The organism is Acidovorax sp. FW305-C-20-28, from assembly GCF_058783375.1.
In genome coordinates, this window is record NZ_JBYSYM010000010.1 from 39,791 (window position 1) to 57,420 (window position 17,630).

At 61.7% G+C, this 17,630-nt stretch carries 15 protein-coding genes; 12 read left to right on the top strand and 3 right to left on the bottom strand.

Annotated elements, in window-relative coordinates:
- The first annotated feature begins 23 nt into the window (after window positions 1-23).
- From AC3WOH_RS13380 to msrQ, 4 genes are all read left to right on the top strand, one after another.
- Entirely contained in the window at window positions 24-2,177 is a 2,154-nt protein-coding gene (locus AC3WOH_RS13380; RefSeq protein WP_492229821.1) for a cytochrome c biogenesis protein ResB, read from the top strand.
- Entirely contained in the window at window positions 2,174-3,514 is a 1,341-nt protein-coding gene (ccsB, locus tag AC3WOH_RS13385; protein WP_184859696.1) for a c-type cytochrome biogenesis protein CcsB, read from the top strand. The genes AC3WOH_RS13380 and ccsB overlap by 4 nt, the downstream gene beginning before the upstream one ends.
- 139 nt (window positions 3,515-3,653) lie before the next feature.
- A complete protein-coding gene (gene msrP, locus AC3WOH_RS13390) occupies window positions 3,654-4,658 on the top strand; it encodes a protein-methionine-sulfoxide reductase catalytic subunit MsrP (protein WP_492229822.1) in 1,005 nt (334 codons plus the stop codon).
- Between the two features lie 22 nt (window positions 4,659-4,680).
- Window positions 4,681-5,316 carry a protein-methionine-sulfoxide reductase heme-binding subunit MsrQ gene (gene msrQ, locus AC3WOH_RS13395; RefSeq protein WP_184859700.1) on the top strand — a complete coding sequence of 212 codons (636 nt, stop codon included), beginning with the start codon at window positions 4,681-4,683 and terminating at the stop codon, window positions 5,314-5,316.
- A gap of 20 nt (window positions 5,317-5,336) precedes the next feature.
- Here the strand turns inward: msrQ and AC3WOH_RS13400 are convergent, their stop codons facing one another.
- Window positions 5,337-6,161 (bottom strand): oxygen-binding di-iron domain-containing protein, encoded by an 825-nt coding sequence (locus tag AC3WOH_RS13400; RefSeq protein ID WP_492229823.1) that lies wholly within the window; start codon window positions 6,159-6,161, stop codon window positions 5,337-5,339.
- A gap of 110 nt (window positions 6,162-6,271) precedes the next feature.
- A complete protein-coding gene (gene lptM, locus AC3WOH_RS13405) occupies window positions 6,272-6,481 on the bottom strand; it encodes an LPS translocon maturation chaperone LptM (RefSeq protein WP_492229824.1) in 210 nt (69 codons plus the stop codon).
- Between the two features lie 12 nt (window positions 6,482-6,493).
- Here lptM and cyaY point away from each other — a divergent pair, with 12 nt between their 5' ends.
- Window positions 6,494-6,823 carry an iron donor protein CyaY gene (gene cyaY, locus AC3WOH_RS13410; RefSeq protein ID WP_492229825.1) on the top strand — a complete coding sequence of 110 codons (330 nt, stop codon included), beginning with the start codon at window positions 6,494-6,496 and terminating at the stop codon, window positions 6,821-6,823.
- Window positions 6,824-6,883: 60 nt separating this feature from the next.
- On the opposite strand, the gene AC3WOH_RS13415 is transcribed toward cyaY, so the two are convergent.
- On the bottom strand, window positions 6,884-9,295 hold the full coding sequence (locus AC3WOH_RS13415) for a penicillin-binding protein 1A (RefSeq protein WP_492229826.1): 2,412 nt from the start codon (window positions 9,293-9,295) through the stop codon (window positions 6,884-6,886).
- Window positions 9,296-9,560: 265 nt separating this feature from the next.
- On the opposite strand from AC3WOH_RS13415, the gene AC3WOH_RS13420 reads away from it, so the two are divergent.
- From AC3WOH_RS13420 to aroB, 7 genes are all read left to right on the top strand, one after another.
- On the top strand, window positions 9,561-10,640 hold the full coding sequence (locus AC3WOH_RS13420; protein ID WP_007855788.1) for a pilus assembly protein PilM: 1,080 nt from the start codon (window positions 9,561-9,563) through the stop codon (window positions 10,638-10,640).
- Complete coding sequence (locus tag AC3WOH_RS13425) at window positions 10,637-11,245, top strand: PilN domain-containing protein (protein ID WP_492229827.1); 609 nt, start codon at window positions 10,637-10,639, stop codon at window positions 11,243-11,245. The genes AC3WOH_RS13420 and AC3WOH_RS13425 overlap by 4 nt, the downstream gene beginning before the upstream one ends.
- 3 nt (window positions 11,246-11,248) lie before the next feature.
- Entirely contained in the window at window positions 11,249-11,947 is a 699-nt protein-coding gene (locus AC3WOH_RS13430) for a type IV pilus inner membrane component PilO (protein WP_492229828.1), read from the top strand.
- On the top strand, window positions 11,944-12,489 hold the full coding sequence (locus tag AC3WOH_RS13435) for a pilus assembly protein PilP (RefSeq protein ID WP_492229829.1): 546 nt from the start codon (window positions 11,944-11,946) through the stop codon (window positions 12,487-12,489). The genes AC3WOH_RS13430 and AC3WOH_RS13435 overlap by 4 nt, the downstream gene beginning before the upstream one ends.
- Window positions 12,486-14,624, top strand: coding sequence for a type IV pilus secretin PilQ (locus tag AC3WOH_RS13440; RefSeq protein WP_492229830.1), 2,139 nt, complete (start codon window positions 12,486-12,488; stop codon window positions 14,622-14,624). The genes AC3WOH_RS13435 and AC3WOH_RS13440 overlap by 4 nt, the downstream gene beginning before the upstream one ends.
- An 11-nt stretch (window positions 14,625-14,635) precedes the next feature.
- Window positions 14,636-16,177 (top strand): Ig domain-containing protein, encoded by a 1,542-nt coding sequence (locus tag AC3WOH_RS13445; protein WP_492229831.1) that lies wholly within the window; start codon window positions 14,636-14,638, stop codon window positions 16,175-16,177.
- Between the two features lie 182 nt (window positions 16,178-16,359).
- Window positions 16,360-17,511, top strand: coding sequence for a 3-dehydroquinate synthase (aroB, locus tag AC3WOH_RS13450; RefSeq protein ID WP_492229832.1), 1,152 nt, complete (start codon window positions 16,360-16,362; stop codon window positions 17,509-17,511).
- Window positions 17,512-17,630: the final 119 nt, after the last annotated feature.

Below are 17,630 nucleotides of genomic sequence, written 5' to 3' on the forward strand. Positions count from 1 at the left end.
CCTCCGCTCCTTTGCTCTCCCCCATGTCTGACAACACCCAAGGCGTTCGCGTCCAGTACGGCTCCCAGGCCTTGCGAGCAGGGATCGAACTGCTGTCCTCGATGCGGTTCGCGATTTCGCTGCTGACGGTGATCTGCATCGCCTCGGTGATCGGCACGGTGCTCAAGCAGCACGAGCCCGCTGCCAACTATGTCAACCAGTTCGGCCCGTTCTGGGCGGCACTGTTCGGCGCCATCCAGCTCAATGCGGTGTACAGCGCGTGGTGGTTCCTGCTGATCCTGGCCTTCCTGGTGCTGAGCACCTCGCTGTGCATCGCCCGCAACACGCCCAAGATCCTGGTGGACCTGCGCGTCTACAAGGAGAACATCCGCGAGCAGAGCCTCAAGGCCTTCCACCACAAGGCCGAGGCCGAGCTGCCCGAGAGCGCCGAGGCCGAGGCGCGGCGCATCGGCCAGATGCTCGCCGGCGGTGGCTGGAAGGTGCGCCTGCAGCAGCGCGATACGGCGGCCGGTGCCGGCACGGGCTGGATGGTGGCGGCCAAGGCGGGCGCCGCCAACAAGATCGGCTACATCGCGGCGCACAGCGCCATCGTGCTGGTCTGCGTGGGCGGGCTGCTCGATGGCGACCTGATCGTGCGCGCGCAGATGCTGCTGGGCGGCAAGACGCCCTATGCCGGCGGTGGCCTGATCGCCGATGTGAAGCCCGAACACCGGCTGTCCGAGCGCAACCCCACCTTCCGCGGCAACCTGCTGGTGGCCGAGGGCACGCAGTCGAGCATCGCGCTGCTGAACCAGTCCGACGGGGTGCTGCTGCAAGAGTTGCCCTTTGCCATCGAGCTCAAGAAGTTCATCGTGGAGCACTATTCCACGGGCATGCCCAAGCTGTTCGCCAGCGAGATCGTCATCCATGACAAGGCCACGGGCGAGAAGACGCCGGCCCGCGTGGAGGTGAACCACCCGGCCAGCTACAAGGGCGTGGAGATCTACCAGTCGAGCTTCGATGACGGGGGCTCGCACCTGAAGCTGCGCGCCGTGCCCATGGCGCCGGGTGCCAAGGCCTTCGACGTGGAGGGCGTGGTCGGCGATTCGACCCAGCTGACCAACAAGGGCGGCATGCCGGGCAGTGACACGATGACGCTGGAATTCACGGCGCTGCGCACCATCAACGTCGAGAACTTCGGTGGTGCCGGCCCCGGTGCCAGTGGGGTGGATGTGCGCAAGGTGGACCTGCGCGAGGCCGTGGAGTCGCGCCTGGGCGCGGCCAACAAGACCGTGACCAAGAAGGAGCTGCGCAATGTCGGCCCGAGCGTGAGCTACAAGCTGCGCGACGCGGCAGGCCAGGCGCGCGAGTTCCACAACTACATGCTGCCCGTGGACACGGGCGATGGCGTGCCGGTGTACCTGCTGGGCGTGCGCGAGACACCGGCCGACCCGTTCCGCTACCTGCGCATTCCCACTGACGACCAGGGCGGCATGGAGGGCTTCTTGCGTTTGCGCAACGCCCTGGCCGATCCGGCGGCGCGCGAGCAGGCGGTGCGCAGCTATGTGGCGCAGGCCATCGATCCCTCGCGCCCCGATGTGGGCGAGCAACTGGCGCAATCGGCGCTGCGTGCGCTGGCACTGTTTGCCGGCAGCGGCATGGTGGAGGGCAAGCCCACGGGCGGCCTGCAGGCGATCTCCGACTTCATGGAGGCCAATGTCCCTGAGGCCGAGCGGGGCCGGGCCGGCGAGGTGCTGATCCGCATCCTGAACGGCAGCCTGTTCGAACTGGCGCAGCTGTCGCGCAAGAACGCCGGTCTGGCACCCCTTGCGCCGGACGACAAGACCCGTGGCTTCATGACCCAGGCCGTGCTCTCGCTCAGCGATGCGCAGGTCTACCCGGCCGCCATTGCCTTCGAACTCAAGGATTTCACGCAGGTGCAGGCCAGTGTGTTCCAGGTGGCGCGTGCGCCCGGCAGGAACATCGTCTACCTGGGCTGTGCCTTGCTCATTCTGGGCGTTTTTGCCATGCTCTACATCCGCGAGCGCCGCATCTGGATCTGGGTGGCGCCGCAGGATGGCAGAACGCATGCCACCATGGCCTTGTCGGCCAACCGCAAGACCCTGGACGGAGACAACGAGTTTGTGCAGCTCGCAGAAAAACTGATCGGGGCCAAGCCCCTGCAAGGCAACCCATGAACACGGCCACCCGCAACACCACGATCACCCTGAACGAGGGGTATTTCTCCCGCCGCAACTGGCTGGACTGGGCTTTCGCCGCCATTGTGGCGGCGGGCGGACTGTTCGCGCTGCAGCGCTATGGCAGCTTCATGGACGGCTACGAAAAGGGCATCCTGCTGGGCACGATCCCGTCGGCCATCTGGCTGGGCTGGTTCTGGCGCCCGCTGCGCACCCTGATGCTGGTGGTGTCGGCGGTGGCGCTGATGGCCATCGGCCTGTACCAGGTCGATGGTGCCGGCAGCCTGGCGCGCGCCGACACGGTCTTCGGCCTCAAGTACTTCCTGTCGAGCCAGTCGGCCATCCTGTGGATGAGCGTGCTGTTCTTCATGAGCACGGTGTTCTACTGGATCGGCATGTTCGCGCGCGGCGAAGGCCATGCGATGAACCTCATCGGTTCGCGCCTGGCCTGGGTGGCGGTGGGCATGGCGCTGATCGGCACCCTGGTGCGCTGGTACGAGAGCTACCTGATCGGCCCGGACATCGGCCACATCCCGGTGAGCAACCTGTACGAGGTGTTCGTGCTGTTCTGCTGGATGACGGCGGCTTTCTACCTGTACTACGAGGCGCAGTACAAGACGCGCGCGCTGGGCGGTTTTGTGATGCTGGTGGTGAGCGCGGCCGTGGGTTTTCTGCTGTGGTACACGGTGGTGCGCGAGGCGCATGAGATCCAGCCCCTGGTGCCGGCGCTCAAGAGCTGGTGGATGAAGCTGCATGTGCCGGCCAATTTCATCGGCTACGGCACTTTCGCGCTGTCGGCGATGGTGGCGTTCGCCTACCTGATCAAGCAGCAGGCCACGGAGACCCGTTGGTACAAGCTGGCACCGCTGTGGCTGCTGGGCGTGGTACTGTGCTTTGAGCCCATCGTGTTCCGCCAGGGCGCCACCGAGAATGGCGGCGGCTACTGGATGGTGTACTTCGGTATTTCGGCGCTGATCGTCGCGGGCATCCTCTTCGGGCGCCGCCGCATCGCCGAGCGCCTGCCCTCGTTCGAGATCCTCGACGATGTGATGTACAAGTCCATCGCCGTGGGCTTTGCCTTCTTCACCATCGCCACGGTGTTGGGCGCGCTCTGGGCCGCCGAGGCCTGGGGCGGCTACTGGAGCTGGGACCCCAAGGAGACCTGGGCGCTGATCGTCTGGCTCAACTACGCGGCCTGGCTGCACATGCGCCTCATGAAGGGCCTGCGGGGCACGGTGTCGGCCTGGTGGGCGCTGGTGGGCCTGGCGGTCACGACCTTCGCCTTCCTCGGCGTCAACATGTTCCTGAGCGGCCTGCACAGCTACGGCACCCTGTGAGGCACCCGTGCGCGGGGGCGAAAGGGCGGGGTCCTGCAAATATTGCATCTGCGGTGTAACCTGCTGCGTATCTGGAACGAACTAGGGGTGGACTGGCTCTACCCGTAGCCGAAACCACCACCGCCTGATCGGAGCCCCCATGCCCTTCCATTCCCGCAATCCGGGTTTCAACCACCCGCATTCTTCCGAGATCACGCCGCGCGCGGCCTATGAGGGGCGCCGTGACATGCTGCGCCTGATGGCCGGTGGTGCGGCGGGCGCAGCCGTGGCGGCCTGGGCGGGGCGCGAGGCGCTGGCGCAGGCCGCGACCCCGGCCCGGCCGGGCAAGCTGGCGGCGCTGGCCGGCGCCAAGTCTGCCGTGCCAGGGGCCGTGTCCATGGAGAAGCTGACGGACTACAAGGACGCCAGCACCTACAACAACTTCTACGAGTTCGGTACCGACAAGGCCGACCCCGCGCGCAACGCGCACACGCTCAAGACCTCGCCGTGGACGGTGGAAGTCGAGGGCATGGTCAAGAAGCCGGGCAAGTACGGCATCGAGGACCTGCTCAAGCTCAGCGCGCAGGAAGAGCGCATCTACCGCCTGCGCTGCGTGGAGGGCTGGTCCATGGTGATCCCCTGGGTGGGCTACTCGCTGGCCGAGCTCATCAAGCGCGTGGAGCCGCAGGGCAGTGCCAAGTATGTGGAATTCGTGACCTTGGCGGACAAGGCGACCATGCCCTTCGTGGGCTCGCGCGTGCTCGAATGGCCCTATGTGGAAGGCCTGCGCATGGACGAGGCCATGCACCCGCTGACGCTGCTGGCCTTTGGCATGTATGGCGAGGTGTTGCCCAACCAGAACGGCGCGCCGGTGCGCCTGGTGGTGCCATGGAAGTATGGCTTCAAGAGCGCCAAGAGCATTGTCAAGATCCGCTTCACCGACAAGGAGCCGGGCACGGCCTGGAACAAGGCGGCGCAGCAGGAATATGGCTTCTATTCCAATGTGAACCCCAACGTGGACCACCCGCGCTGGAGCCAGGCGACCGAGCGGCGCATCGGCGAGGACGGCCTGTTCGCCAAGAAGCGCAAGACGCTGATGTTCAACGGCTATGAGGCCCAGGTGGGCCAGCTCTACGCGGGCATGGATCTCAAGAAGTTCTACTGAGCCGCCCGCCGGGCATGCTCCCATGCGAAAGCTGTTGCTCCATCCCCTGGCCAAGCCGGTGGTGTTCGTGCTGTGCCTGCTGCCTCTGGCATGGCTGGTCTATGCCGCGGTGTCCAACCAGTTGGGTGCCAACCCCGCCGAGGCCCTGATCCGCTCTACCGGCGACTGGACGCTGCGTGCCCTGTGCCTGGTGCTCGCGGTGACGCCGCTGCGGGTCATGACATCGACGCCGCAGCTGGCGCGCTTTCGGCGCATGCTGGGCCTGTTCGTGTTCTTCTATGCGCTGTTGCACCTGTTGGGCTACGGTTGGTTCGACATGGGTTTTGAGCTGTCCGAGATCGCGGCGGACATTGCCAAGCGCCCCTTTATTCTGGTGGGGTTCGCGGCCTTCGTTCTGCTCTTGCTGATGGCGGCCACGTCGTTCAACCGTGCCATCCGCGCCCTCGGGGCCAAGCGCTGGCAGGCGCTGCACCGCACGGTCTATGCCGTGGCCGGCCTGGCCGTGCTGCACTTCTTCTGGATGCGCGCGGGCAAGAACAATTTTGGCGAGGTGGCGGTGTATGCGGCCATCCTGGCGGCATTGCTGGGCTGGCGCGTGTGGCAAGCGGCGCGCAAGCGCGCGGTGAAGGCCGGCGCCGCCGCTGCGGTATCACGCTAGAGGGTCCGCCTCCGTAGGTGTCAGCCCACGGCGCGCAGGGCAGGGCGCATCTGGCGCGTGACTGGATCGATGTGCGCGGTGGGAATCTGGTAGGCGCGGTCGTCGAAGAGGTCGATGCCGCACATGAGGTTTTCCACCCAGTCGAGGAAGTCGTTGATGGCCCGTTTGCCCAGGATGGGCGCGCCATGCTGCGGGACCAGCATGGAAATATCGAGCTGCCGCGCCATGCGAACCCACAGGCGCAGGATCTTGTTGGACACCATGTAGCGGCGGTGAAAGCCCTCCATGCGGGGAATGTGGGCCGCGAGGTCTGTCACGGGGATGCTGGCCTCGGCCCCCGACATCATGGACACGCCCAGATCGCCCGTGAAGAGGATGCGGCTCACCGGGTCGTAGAAGTGGAAGTTGCCCTCCGAGTGCAGGAAATGGGCGGGCAGCAGCACCAGTTCATGGCGCCCCAGGGGCAGGTGGCCGCCGCTGTCGGGCACGCCGATCACACGGTTCTCGGTCTTGCCAACCTTGGTGAAGTGGGGCGCGAAGCGCTCCCAGACGCGCGAGATCACGAGCGAGGCCTTGGTGCTGGTCATCCAGCGGTCCAGCGAGGCAATGATGTCCGGGTCGGCGTGTGAGGCGATCAGGTACGAGAGCTTGTGCGGCGCGAAGTGCTTGGTCATGCCGATGAACAGCTCGTTGAACGCGAGGTTGCCGCCCGGATCGATGATGGCACCGGTGTCGTCGTCCACGATCAGGAACTGGTTGGCCTGCACCGCCTGACCATCCTCCTCGATCAGGTCGGTGAACATCAGGCAGGCGTGGTTCTTGTCTCGGTACAGTTCGATGGCCATGGCAATGCTGCAGTGCTAAAGCCGCGACTGTAGGCCGGGGACGCCCTGCCGTGCTTGATGGAGATCAAGCGGCAGGCAATCAGGGCGGCCTTGCGTGCCGCCAGGGTCGATCAGCGCGCCGCGGAAGCGGGGGCCTGGGGTGCGGCGGTGGCCGTCGAAGGGGCTGCGCCCGGGGTGAGTGTTTCAGGCAAGGTGGCACGCTGGGCCGCGGCGGGACCGGAGGGCAGGTACAGCGGGCCGCGCTGGCCACAACCCGAGATGGCTGCCGCACTGGCAGCAAGGACAAGCGTCCTGACTAGAATTTGGGATGCTTTCAACATGCGCAAATTGTAATGACTGACCTTGAATTCCAGGACCAGGCCGAGAAACTGCTGGCAGCTGTCGAGCGCAGTTGCGATGAGCTCAACGACACCACAGACGCCGACATCGACAACCAGCGCTCGGGTGGCATGATCACGCTGAGCTTTGCCAACCGCAGCCAGATCGTCATCAACCTGCAAAAGCCGCTGCACGAAGTGTGGATGGCGGCCAAGTCGGGCGGCTACCACTACAAGTTCGATGGCGCGGTGTGGCAAGACACCAAGGGTGGTGGTGAGTTCTTTGCGCGGCTGACCCAGGACGCGCGAACGCAGTCGGGGTTGCCGCTGGTTTTCGCGCCCTGAGGGCCTTCCAAAAAACCGAGGGCCGCATGGTGCGGCTCTCGGTTCAAGAATCCCCGGCGGTCAATTCCGGAACAGATCGAGAATGCGGTTGCGCTCTTCCGTGGGCGGTGGAGCGTGCGGGGCCACATCGGGCCCGCCGGTGCTGCGCTGCTGTTCTTCCAGCCCCACACTGGCGATGCCGGAGTTGCGCGCATATTCCTCGTAGAACCATTCTCCGCCCACGTTGACCACGCCGGGCGGCACGACAGGCTCGCTCACCGGGACGCCCTTGAGTGCGCGTTCCATGAAGCTGATCCACACCGGCAGGCTGAGGCCACCACCGGTTTCGCGGCTGCCCAGGTTGCGCGGCGTGTCGTAGCCGATCCAGGTGACGGCGGCGATGGTCGGCTGGTAGCCGGCAAACCAGGCGTCCACCGAGTCGTTGGTGGTGCCGGTCTTGCCGGCCAGGTCCGGCCGCTTCAAGGTGCCCTGGGCGCGCGCCGCCGTGCCGGAGCGGGTGACCTCCTGCAGCAGGCTGTTCATCACGAAGGCATTGCGCGCATCGATGGCGCGCGGCAGTTCGGCCGTGGTCGGTGGAGTGACTTCGGAGATGACGCGGCCCTTGTGGTCGGTGACCTTGGCGATCAGCCAGGGATTGACGCGGTAGCCTCCGTTGGCGAAGACCGCGTACGCCGATGCCATCTGCAGCGGTGTGACCGAGCCGGCGCCCAGAGCCATGGTCAGGTAGGCGGGGTGTTTCTCGGCATCGAAACCGAAGCGCGATACCCATTCCTGCGCGGTCTTGGGTCCGACGGCCTGCAGGATGCGGATGGAGATCATGTTCTTGGACTTGGCCAGGCCCGTGCGCAAGGTCATGGGGCCGTCGTACTTGCCGTCGTAGTTCTTGGGCTCCCAGGGCTGGCCGCCGGTAGTGCCGGCATCGAAGAACAGCGGCGCATCGTTGACCACGGTGGCGGGAGTGAAGCCCTTTTCCAGCGCCGCCGAGTAAATGAAGGGCTTGAAGCTGGAGCCCGGCTGGCGCCAGGCCTGCGCCGCATGGTTGAACTTGTTCTTGTCGAAGTCGAAGCCCCCGACCAGGGCGCGGATCGATCCATTGCGCGGGTCGAGCGCCACGAACGCGCCTTCGACCTCAGGCAGCTGGGTGATCTCCCAGGCGCCCTTGGGGGTCTTGACCACGCGGATCACGGCGCCACGGCGGATCTTGATGTTGGGCGGTGCCTTGTCGCTCAGGCCGGACTGGGCGGGCTTCAAGCCGTCGCCCGTGATCTCCAGGTTGTCGCCATTCGCGCGGGCCGCAAGGATCTTGCGCGGGCCGGCTTCAAGCACCACGGCCGCCATCACATCGCCATTGTCGGGGTGGTTGGCCAGGGCGTCGTCCACGGCGTCCTCCACCTCGGCCGCAGCGGTGGGCAGCACCACGAACTTCTCGGGGCCGCGGTACTGCTGGCGGCGCTCGTAGTCCATGATGCCGCGGCGCAGGGCGGTGTACGCGGCTTCCTGTTCGCCGGCGTTCAGGGTCGTGTAGACATTCAAACCGCGGGTATAGGCCTCGTTGCCATACTGCGTGAAGATGAGCTGGCGGGCCATCTCGGCCACGTACTCGGCATGGATGCGCGTGTTGTCCGGGCCGCTGCGGATCTTGAGGTCTTCCTTCTTGGCGGCGGCGGCTTCCTGGGCGGTGATGAAGCCGTTCTCTTCCATGCGCTCGATGATGTAGAGCTGGCGTGAGCGCGCGCGCTTGGGGTTGCTGATGGGGTTGTAGGCCGAGGGCGCCTTGGGCAGGCCGGCCAGCATCGCCGCCTCGGCAATCGAAATGGATTTGAGTGGCTTGCCGAAGTAAGCCTCTGCAGCCGCAGAAAATCCGTAAGCGCGGTTGCCCAGGTAAATCTGGTTCATGTAAATCTCAAGGATCTGGTCCTTGGACAACATATGTTCCAGTTTGAATGTCAGTAATATTTCGTAAATTTTGCGAGTAAATGTTTTCTCTGACGACAGATAAACATTGCGCGCCACCTGCATTGTGATAGTGGAGGCGCCCTGGCTTTTCACACGGCCCAGATTGGCCAGACCCGCGCGAATCACGCCCTTGTAGTCCACACCGCCGTGCTGGAAGAAGCGCGCGTCCTCGATGGCCAGCACCGCGTCCTTCATGACCTTGGGGATCTCCTGGATCGGGGTGAGGTTGCGCCGCTCTTCGCCGAACTCGCCCAGTAGGGCGCCTTCCGACGAATAGACCCGCAGCGGCAGCTTGGGGCGGTAGTCCGCCAGGTCCGAGATGTCGGGCAGGTTGGGGTAGGCCACCGACAGTGCCACGGCAATGGTCAGCAACAGGCCGAGTGCTCCGGCGACGGCAAGGCCTGTGGTCCACAGCACGAAGCGGATCAGCCAGCGGAGCCAAGTGGGACGGGAAGGCGCGGAAGCAGTGGTCGAGGAGTCGGCTGGCTTTTGCTGTGGAGAAGAGGACGGCGGCATATCGCTCCGATTGGTGGAGACGCCATTATAAAAATCTCGCGCCTCTTTCAGTGGAAACGGCCCAAAGGCTCCGACCAGCGGTCTCGGCGGCCGCTTTACGGTCTTGCAATTGCGCCGAGCATGCCCAACCGATCGTGTGGTTTTGGCAACGCTCGGAACGGTTCAGATGGGGAAAATTCTTTGCCGGTGAACTACCTTACTGATAGCATTCATGTGAAGTGTTAAGTTTTGTTGCGTCATTTTGACAAGTTACAGGGGACCAATCTTGATCTCAACGGGATCTTTGTTCAGTCGCCAGGCTGCGCCTCTGCTGGGTATCGACATCAGCTCATCCAGCGTCAAGTTGGTCGAGTTGGGGCGGGACAAGGCGGGAGGCCTGGTCCTTGAGCGCTGTGCCATCGAGCCGCTGGAACGCGGCTGGATCACCGATGGCAATATCGAAAAGTTCGACGAAGTGGCTGAAGCCCTGCGTCGCCTCGTCAAGAAAAGCGGCACCCGCACCAAAAATGTGGCGCTGGCTTTGCCGCCTTCGGCGGTGATCACCAAAAAGATCACCCTGCCCGGCGGGATGACCGAGCAGGAGCTCGAAGTCCAGGTCGAGTCCGAAGCAAATCAGTACATTCCTTTCTCTCTGGACGAGGTGAGCCTGGACTTTTGTGTCATAGGCCCCAGCAAGAGTTCCCCGGGAGATGTGGAGGTGTTGATTGCCGCTTCCCGCAAGGAAAAGGTACAGGACCGCCAGGGTCTGGCAGAAGCTGCCGGTCTCAAGCCCGTGGTGGTGGATATTGAATCCAATGCCTCGCGCCTGGCGGCCGGGCGCCTGATCGAAGCCTTGCCCAACAAGGGCGTGGATGCCTTGGTGGCCTTGTTCGAAGTGGGCGCCGTGACCACCAGCATGCAGGTCATCCGCAATGAGGAAGTGGTGTACGACCGCGACCAGGCATTCGGTGGCGCGCAGCTGACCCAATTGATCGTGCGCCAATATGGTTTTTCGGTAGAAGAGGCCGAGAACAAGAAGCGCAGTGGCGACCTGCCCGAGGACTATCAGGCTGCGGTACTGCGTCCTTTTGTGGACAACATGGCCCAGGAAATCGGCCGTGCGCTGCAATTCTTCTTCACCAGCACACCCCACAACCGCATCGATCACATTGTCTTGGCGGGCGGTTCGGCGCCATTGCCGGGTCTGACAGAGGCCGTCACCCAGCAAACAGGCTTCGCCTGCAGCCTGGCCAATCCCTTTGATGGCATGGAAATCGGCAACTCGGTGCGGCTCAAGAAGATGGTGCGCGAAGCGCCGTCCTATCTGACATCGTGCGGCTTGGCCATGCGGAGGTTCCTGCAGTGATTTTGATTAACCTACTTCCCCACCGGGAAGCCGCTAGAAAACGCCGCCGTGAAACCTTTCAGGCGACGATGGTGGCTTCCGCTATTGTCGGCTTGCTGATTGCAGGGCTTATCTATTGGGTCTTGCAGACGCTGATTGCGGACCAGCAAGCAAGAAATGGTGTCCTCAAAGCTGAAATTCAAGTGCTTGAGGGGCAAATCAAGGAAATCGCCAATATTGAAGAGGAAATTGCGGCGCTGCGCGCGCGCCAAAAAGCGGTGGAAGACCTGCAGGCGGACCGCAATCTGCCGGTTCACCTGTTGACGGAATTGGTCAAGCAGTTGCCTGACGGGGTGTATGTCACCAGCCTGAAGCAGACCAACCAGTCGATTGAAATCAAGGGGGTCGCGCAGTCCAATGAGCGAATCTCGGAAATGCTGCGCAATCTTTCCAACAACACCCCCTGGTTGTCCAAGCCGGAACTGGTCGAGATCGTGGCCAGCAACGTGGCGCTGAGTCCTCGGGACACCAGGCGTGTGGCGTCGTTCAACCTTCGCTTCCAATTGGTGAAGTCCAGCGAAGCGCGCAAGGCGATGGAAACAGCGGCAAGCTCTGCTAAAGGCTGACCCATGGCGAAAAATAAAGTTCAAAAAGTCGACGTTTCTGAGCAGTTTGCAAACCTGCAGCGCCAGTTCACCAACCTGGATACCAAGGATCCGTCACTGTGGCCGCCGGTGCCTCGGTATATGTTGTGCCTGCTCATCGTGGTGGCGGTCGCGGTGGTTCTTTGGTTTGTCAAGCTGACGGACTATGAAACCGAACTGAAGACGGAACAGGCTACCGAGCTGACGCTGCGCGAGGACTACAAAACAAAGCTCCAAAAGGCGGTCAGCCTGGATGCCTTGAAAAAGCAGCGTGAGCAGGTCCAGCAATACGTGATCCAGTTGGAAAAGCAATTGCCCAGCAAGGCAGAAATGGCTGCGCTCCTCTCCGATATCAACCAATCCGGCTTGGGTCGCAGTCTGCAGTTTGAGCTTTTCCGGCCAGGGCAGGTTGTGGTTCGCGAATACTATGCGGAATTGCCTATTTCAGTGCGGGTCACTGGGCGTTACCACGACATGGGGGCATTTGCCTCGGACATCGCCCACCTGTCGCGCATCGTTACCTTGAACGATGTGGCAATTTCCGCGCCGCAAGGCAAAGACAAGGAGCGGGATATCGCCAATGGGGTTCTGGTCATGGATGCCACGGCACGGACTTTCCGGTACCTGGATACCGAAGAAATCCAAGCACAGCGCAAGGCTGCAGCGAAGGGAGCTGCAAAATGAGATTCCTAAAAAGTAGTCTGCTGCTGGCCTGTGTGGCGGTGCTGAGCGGTTGCGTTGGCTCAGGTGAGGATGAGGTCCGGCAATGGATCAGTGAAGAGCGTGCGCAGGCCAAGTCGCGTGTGACTCCCATTACAGAGCCCAAGCAGTTCAAGCCCGAAGCCTATGCAGCGGATGCGCAATTGGAGCCCTTCAATCCCCTGAAGTTGACACAGGCCCTGCGCAGGGATTCTTCGCAGCTGGCTTCCAATGCCGCGCTGATTGCTCCCGAAATGGCGCGGCGCAAGGAGCCCTTGGAGGCTTATCCGCTGGACACCATCAAGATGGTGGGCAGCCTGCAGAAGAAGGGGCAGCCTGCCGCGCTCGTAACCGCCGACAAGCTGCTTTACCAGGTCACGGTAGGGCAGTACCTTGGGCAGAGTTATGGGCGTATCACGTCCATCAATGAAACAGCCATTCAACTGCGTGAGATCGTGCAGGATGCGACGGGAGACTGGATTGAACGTACGACGTCGCTTGAGTTGCAAGAAGGGGTGAAAAAATGAAGCAAAACAGTTTCGAAATGATGCGATTTTTCAATCGGGGCGTACTTCTTGCGACGTCGATTGCTGCGTCCTCGCTGGCATGGGCGCAAGGCTCCATCGAGAATATTTCAGGTGCCATGCAAGGCGGGGTGGAAATTGTCCGGATTGATTTTTCGGAGCCTGTTTCGGCGCTCCCGACGGGCTTCGTGACCCAATCTCCGGCCCGCATTGCCCTGGATTTTCCTGACACCACGAGTGCCATGGGCAAGTCGGCGGTGCAGATCAATCAGGGAAATATCCGGTCCGCCAATCTCGTGCAGGCGCCTGGACGCTCTCGGGTGGTACTGAACCTGAAGCAGGCGTCCTCCTACCGTACGGAACTGCAGGGCAAATCGGTATTGGTGTACCTGGATACGAATGCGGCTCCCATGGCTGCCACCACTGCGCAGCCGGTGAGCTTTGCTGAGAGTGCCAACACCGAAATCATGGCGATCAAAGACGTTGATTTTCGTCGCGGAGCCGATGGCTCCGGGCGGGTCATCGTTACCTTGCCCAACAACCAAATCGGTGTGGATCTGAGACCTGTTGGCAAGGGTTTGACGGTGGACTTCCTGAAGTCCTCGTTGTCGGAAGGCCTGCGCCGGCGTTTGGATGTCACAGACTTTGGAACGCCGGTGCAGATCATCTCCACCACCCAGCAGGGTGAACGGGTGAGGATGGTGATCGAACCGGTCGGTGAGTGGGAGCACAGTGCCTACCAAAGCGATAACCAATTTGTGGTCGAAGTGCGCCAGAAGAAGGTGGATTTGACCAAGCTGACCCAGGGTCCTGGCTACAGCGGCGAAAAGCTGTCGCTGAATTTCCAGAACATCGAGGTGCGTTCGCTGTTGCAGGTGATCGCTGATTTCACCAACTTCAATATCGTGACGTCTGACACGGTGACGGGCGCGTTGACCCTGCGACTGAAAGACGTTCCATGGGATCAGGCACTTCAAATCATCATGGATGCCAAGGGCCTTGGCATGCGAAAGAACGGCTCCGTTCTCTGGATCGCTCCCAAAGATGAGATCGACGACAGGACAAAGAAAGATTTCGAAGCTTTGCAGGCCATACAGAAGCTGGAGCCGCTGCGGACACAAGCGTTCCAGATGAACTATGCCAAGGCCGTGGATATGGTTGTACAGCTGTCGACTACGGTTGGGGGCTCCGGCGGGGTGTCCAATCGTTTCCTGAGTGAGCGTGGCAGCGCGATTGCCGAGCCTCGGACCAATCAGTTGTTTGTGACGGATACGCCCACCAAGTTGGAAGAGGTACGCCAACTCCTTTCCACCCTGGATGTAGCGGTTCGCCAGGTGATGATTGAAGCGCGGATCGTAGAAGCCTCTGATACTTTTGGGCGCTCTCTTGGCGTCCGCCTGGGCGCGACCGACCTTCGCGCTGCCCGTGGTGGCGATGGTGGATACTCGTTGGGAACCAGCGGTAACCGAATCGGTTTTGGTACCAATTACAGCAACGCCGTTGCATCCACATCTGCTGGTGGGGTAGTTAATACAAATGGTAACTTTGTGAATCTGCCGGCCACTGCGCTTGGCGGTTACGATCCTTCCAGCTTCGCGATATCTATTTTCAACTCGGCCGCAAACCGATTCCTGAATCTGGAGATCTCGGCGCTGGAGGCGGATGGCAAAGGCAAGATCGTGTCCAGCCCTCGGGTTGTGACAGCGGATCAGACCAAGGCTTCCATCGAGCAAGGTACGGAGTTTCCTTATCCGGTGACGGCTCCAAACGGCGGCACGGTGATTGCGTTCAAGAAGGCTGTGCTCAAGCTGGAAGTGCTCCCGCAGATCACTCCCGAAGGCAATATCATTCTGGACCTGGATGTCAACAAGGACAGCCCGGGTGAGGTGCTTAACAACGTGCGGGCGATCAACACCAAGCACATCAAGACGCAAGTGCTGGTTGAAAATGGCGGGACGGTGGTGATTGGTGGTATTTTTGAGTTGTTTGAAGACAACAGTGAAACCAAGGTCCCTTTCTTGGGTGATCTTCCTGGTGTCGGAAACTTGTTCAAGACCCGTTCGAAGTCTGCCAACAAGCAGGAAATGCTGATCTTCATCACGCCCAAAGTCATTACCGACCGTTCGGCATTCCGTTAAAGTTTTTTGAAATGGGAAAGAAAATGAAAAAATTATGGAAGAGCCTTCTTCTCGCTTCTGCTGCGATGCTGGCAGCATGCGGTGGCGGGGGGGGGAGTGGTGGTGAGTCGGCACTGCAGTACCGCATTACATTGAGTACCGCTAAATCGCAACTGCCTATTAATATCTCGGATTTGCCGCCTAGTACTGGTGCTTTTGCGCCTTACACAACCACGTTGTATGTGGATGCGCGCGTTGGTTCTAACCCGATTCCTGGCGGCGAGGACATTTTTGCATGCAATATCGTCCAAGGGCTGGATTCGGGTGCTCTGTATTACATGGACGGCGATGACGAGCACGAGGACGACAATGGTAATCCTGCCGCTTTCCGTTCCGTAGTTCTGGGCGCGAACGCTGGCGGTGCGTCCTTTCACTTCCACGCATCTAACCAAGCGGGCACGGCACGTGTCGTGTGCTCGGTGACCGATCCTCGCGACAAAAAGGTCTACAGTGCTAGTGTGGATATCGCTGTTGGGGCTGCAACAGGCAAGGTCGCGAGCGTCATCGGCAGAGCTGAAGCCCCATTTGCACTTCTCACCCGCGATAGTACTAACCGACCGCCAATCGACCCACCAGTCAATCTTCCCAACCCGGCATACCGTAACAACATCGGCATCCAGGCGTTTGTCATGGATGATGCCAACCAGCCTATTCCGGCTCCCTCTGCTCCTAATTTGCAAATCAGCATCCGTCCGTTGGGTCAGGCTGCAGTAGGCGCGCGCTTGTTGCAAGGAAACCAGTCGGGCAGCGTGTTGCAGGTGCGCACCATCGGTGGCATAGGACTGTTCTCGCTTTCTAGCGGACCCAATCCTGGCGCTATCGTGCTGGAGTATGTGACTGACCGGTTTGACAACGATGTTACCAATGGCATTCAGGATCCAGTAACTTCCCTTCATTCAATTCCTGTGAATGATTCGATAGCGTTGGCCCCACTTTCCTTGCCCCCAATGGAGGACCAAGATGCGGTAGTTGGCCTGCCTTTTGCCGCTGTGTTCCCTATACAAGGCGGTGTGGCTCCCTATACTTGGTCAGCTATCGCTTTGCCAAGTGGGCTTTCGATAAGCAATGACGGCATTATCAGTGGCGTACCACAAGGTCCTGGTTTGTACCGTGGGGTAGTCACGGTGGTCGACGCTCGTGGTGCCAAGGTCATGGGCAATATCTCATTCACAGTGGCTGCTGGCGCATCGGTGCCTAATCCTCTGACGGTGAATGGCTGCGTAAGCAACGGCAGTGCTGTGTGCTCGCTGCCTGCTGGGAACGTCGGCGAGGCCTATTTGTATAGCTTGACAGTGACCGGTGGAAATGCGACGGACCCCGTGGTATGGACCTTTGCACCGACTCCACTGCCTGCAGGTCTGCGTGGCAGCAGCACGGGTAACAGCGGCGTGATCAGCGGTACTCCCACGGCCTCGTGCAACGCCAGGTTCTTGGTGACTGCGACCCGCGGCGCGGTGTCCGTGACCCAGCAAGTGGCCGTGCAGATCGGTGCCAATACGGCAGCTTGCCCTTGATAAGTCTGGTGGCGGGCTTGGCAGGTCGAGTTTCTCGCATCTGCTGAGTCCTGCACTACCCAATTGAAGAACCCCGCAGGCCCAGGCCCGCGGGGTTCTTTCTTTTTTAGGGCAATTTGGAATAGCTTCACCTCGTCGGGTGCTCAGTGATCGCAGTGGCATTCTGCGTAAACTAGGGGCCTATGTCTGAAACCGCCGATCTGCTCCCCGCTTCTCGCCCTGCACCCTCCGTTGACGCCGCCTCCCACACAGTCTCCATTGACCTGGGCGATCGGAGCTACGGCATCGAAATCGGTGCCGGCCTCCTTGCCCACCTGAAGGAGGGCCTGGAGCTGCCTGGCGGCACGTCGGCCCTTGTCGTCACCAATGACACAGTCGGTCCGCTGTACGAGACCCTGGTCGTGGAGGCGCTGCGCAAGCGCTACCCGGTCGTGCACACCGTGCAATTGCCCGATGGCGAAGAATTCAAGGGATGGGAGACACTGCAGCTCATCTTCGATGCCTTGCTCACCCATGGTTGTGACCGCAAGGCAGTGCTGTTTGCGCTGGGTGGTGGTGTCGTTGGCGACATGACCGGTTTTGCCGCTGCGACCTACATGCGGGGCGTCCCCTTCGTGCAGATCCCCACCACCCTGCTGGCGCAGGTGGACTCGTCGGTCGGGGGCAAGACCGCCATCAACCACCCGCTGGGCAAGAACATGGTGGGCGCGTTCTACCAGCCACGCCTGGTGGTGTGCGACCTGGCCACGCTCGATACCCTGAGTGCCCGGGAGATGAGTGCCGGCCTGGCGGAGGTGATCAAGTACGGGCCCATTGCCGACATGGAATTCATGGACTGGCTGGATGCCTCCATGGACGCTTTGCGCGCCCGCGATCGCGCGGCGCTCGCACATGCCGTGCGCCGCAGCTGCGAGATCAAGGCCTGGGTGGTGGGGCAGGACGAGCGCGAGGGAGGTCTGCGCGCCATCCTGAATTTTGGCCACACCTTTGGCCATGCCATCGAAGCCGGCATGGGCTATGGCGTGTGGTTGCACGGTGAAGGCGTGGGTGCGGGCATGGTGATGGCCGCTGAGCTGTCGCGCCGCCTGGGTCTTGTGGATGATGCCTTTGTGCGGCGCCTGGTGACCCTCATCGAACGTGCTGGGCTGCCCATCAAGGGGCCGGTGATTGATGCTTCCGACAATGCCGGCCGCTATCTGGAGCTCATGCGCATCGACAAGAAGTCCGAAGCGGGGGAGATCCGCTTCGTGCTCATTGACGGTCCTGGAAAGGCCATCGTCCGTGCCGCGCCCGACGCGCTGGTGCGCGAAGTAATCGACGCCTGCTGCGCGTAGCAGACGAGGCTTCGCGTTGAGCGGGGGGCGGGCGTTGGTGTTCGTCTCAGCCACGGCCTTGCCAAGCGCCGGTCGCCATTCCCGGCCACAATGGGGTTCATCTGTTGAAGACCAACCCC

Excerpts from the sequence above, each read along its gene's own strand:
- AC3WOH_RS13380 (WP_492229821.1), top strand. The coding sequence starts at position 24 with ATGTCTGACAACACCCAAGGCGTTCGCGTCCAGTACGGCTCCCAGGCC.
- ccsB (WP_184859696.1), top strand. The coding sequence starts at position 2,174 with ATGAACACGGCCACCCGCAACACCACGATCACCCTGAACGAGGGGTAT.
- msrP (WP_492229822.1), top strand. The coding sequence starts at position 3,654 with ATGCCCTTCCATTCCCGCAATCCGGGTTTCAACCACCCGCATTCTTCC.
- msrQ (WP_184859700.1), top strand. The coding sequence starts at position 4,681 with ATGCGAAAGCTGTTGCTCCATCCCCTGGCCAAGCCGGTGGTGTTCGTG.
- AC3WOH_RS13400 (WP_492229823.1), bottom strand. The coding sequence starts at position 6,161 with ATGGCCATCGAACTGTACCGAGACAAGAACCACGCCTGCCTGATGTTC.
- lptM (WP_492229824.1), bottom strand. The coding sequence starts at position 6,481 with ATGTTGAAAGCATCCCAAATTCTAGTCAGGACGCTTGTCCTTGCTGCC.
- cyaY (WP_492229825.1), top strand. The coding sequence starts at position 6,494 with ATGACTGACCTTGAATTCCAGGACCAGGCCGAGAAACTGCTGGCAGCT.
- AC3WOH_RS13415 (WP_492229826.1), bottom strand. The coding sequence starts at position 9,295 with ATGCCGCCGTCCTCTTCTCCACAGCAAAAGCCAGCCGACTCCTCGACC.
- AC3WOH_RS13430 (WP_492229828.1), top strand. The coding sequence starts at position 11,249 with ATGGCGAAAAATAAAGTTCAAAAAGTCGACGTTTCTGAGCAGTTTGCA.
- AC3WOH_RS13435 (WP_492229829.1), top strand. The coding sequence starts at position 11,944 with ATGAGATTCCTAAAAAGTAGTCTGCTGCTGGCCTGTGTGGCGGTGCTG.
- AC3WOH_RS13440 (WP_492229830.1), top strand. The coding sequence starts at position 12,486 with ATGAAGCAAAACAGTTTCGAAATGATGCGATTTTTCAATCGGGGCGTA.
- AC3WOH_RS13445 (WP_492229831.1), top strand. The coding sequence starts at position 14,636 with ATGGGAAAGAAAATGAAAAAATTATGGAAGAGCCTTCTTCTCGCTTCT.
- aroB (WP_492229832.1), top strand. The coding sequence starts at position 16,360 with ATGTCTGAAACCGCCGATCTGCTCCCCGCTTCTCGCCCTGCACCCTCC.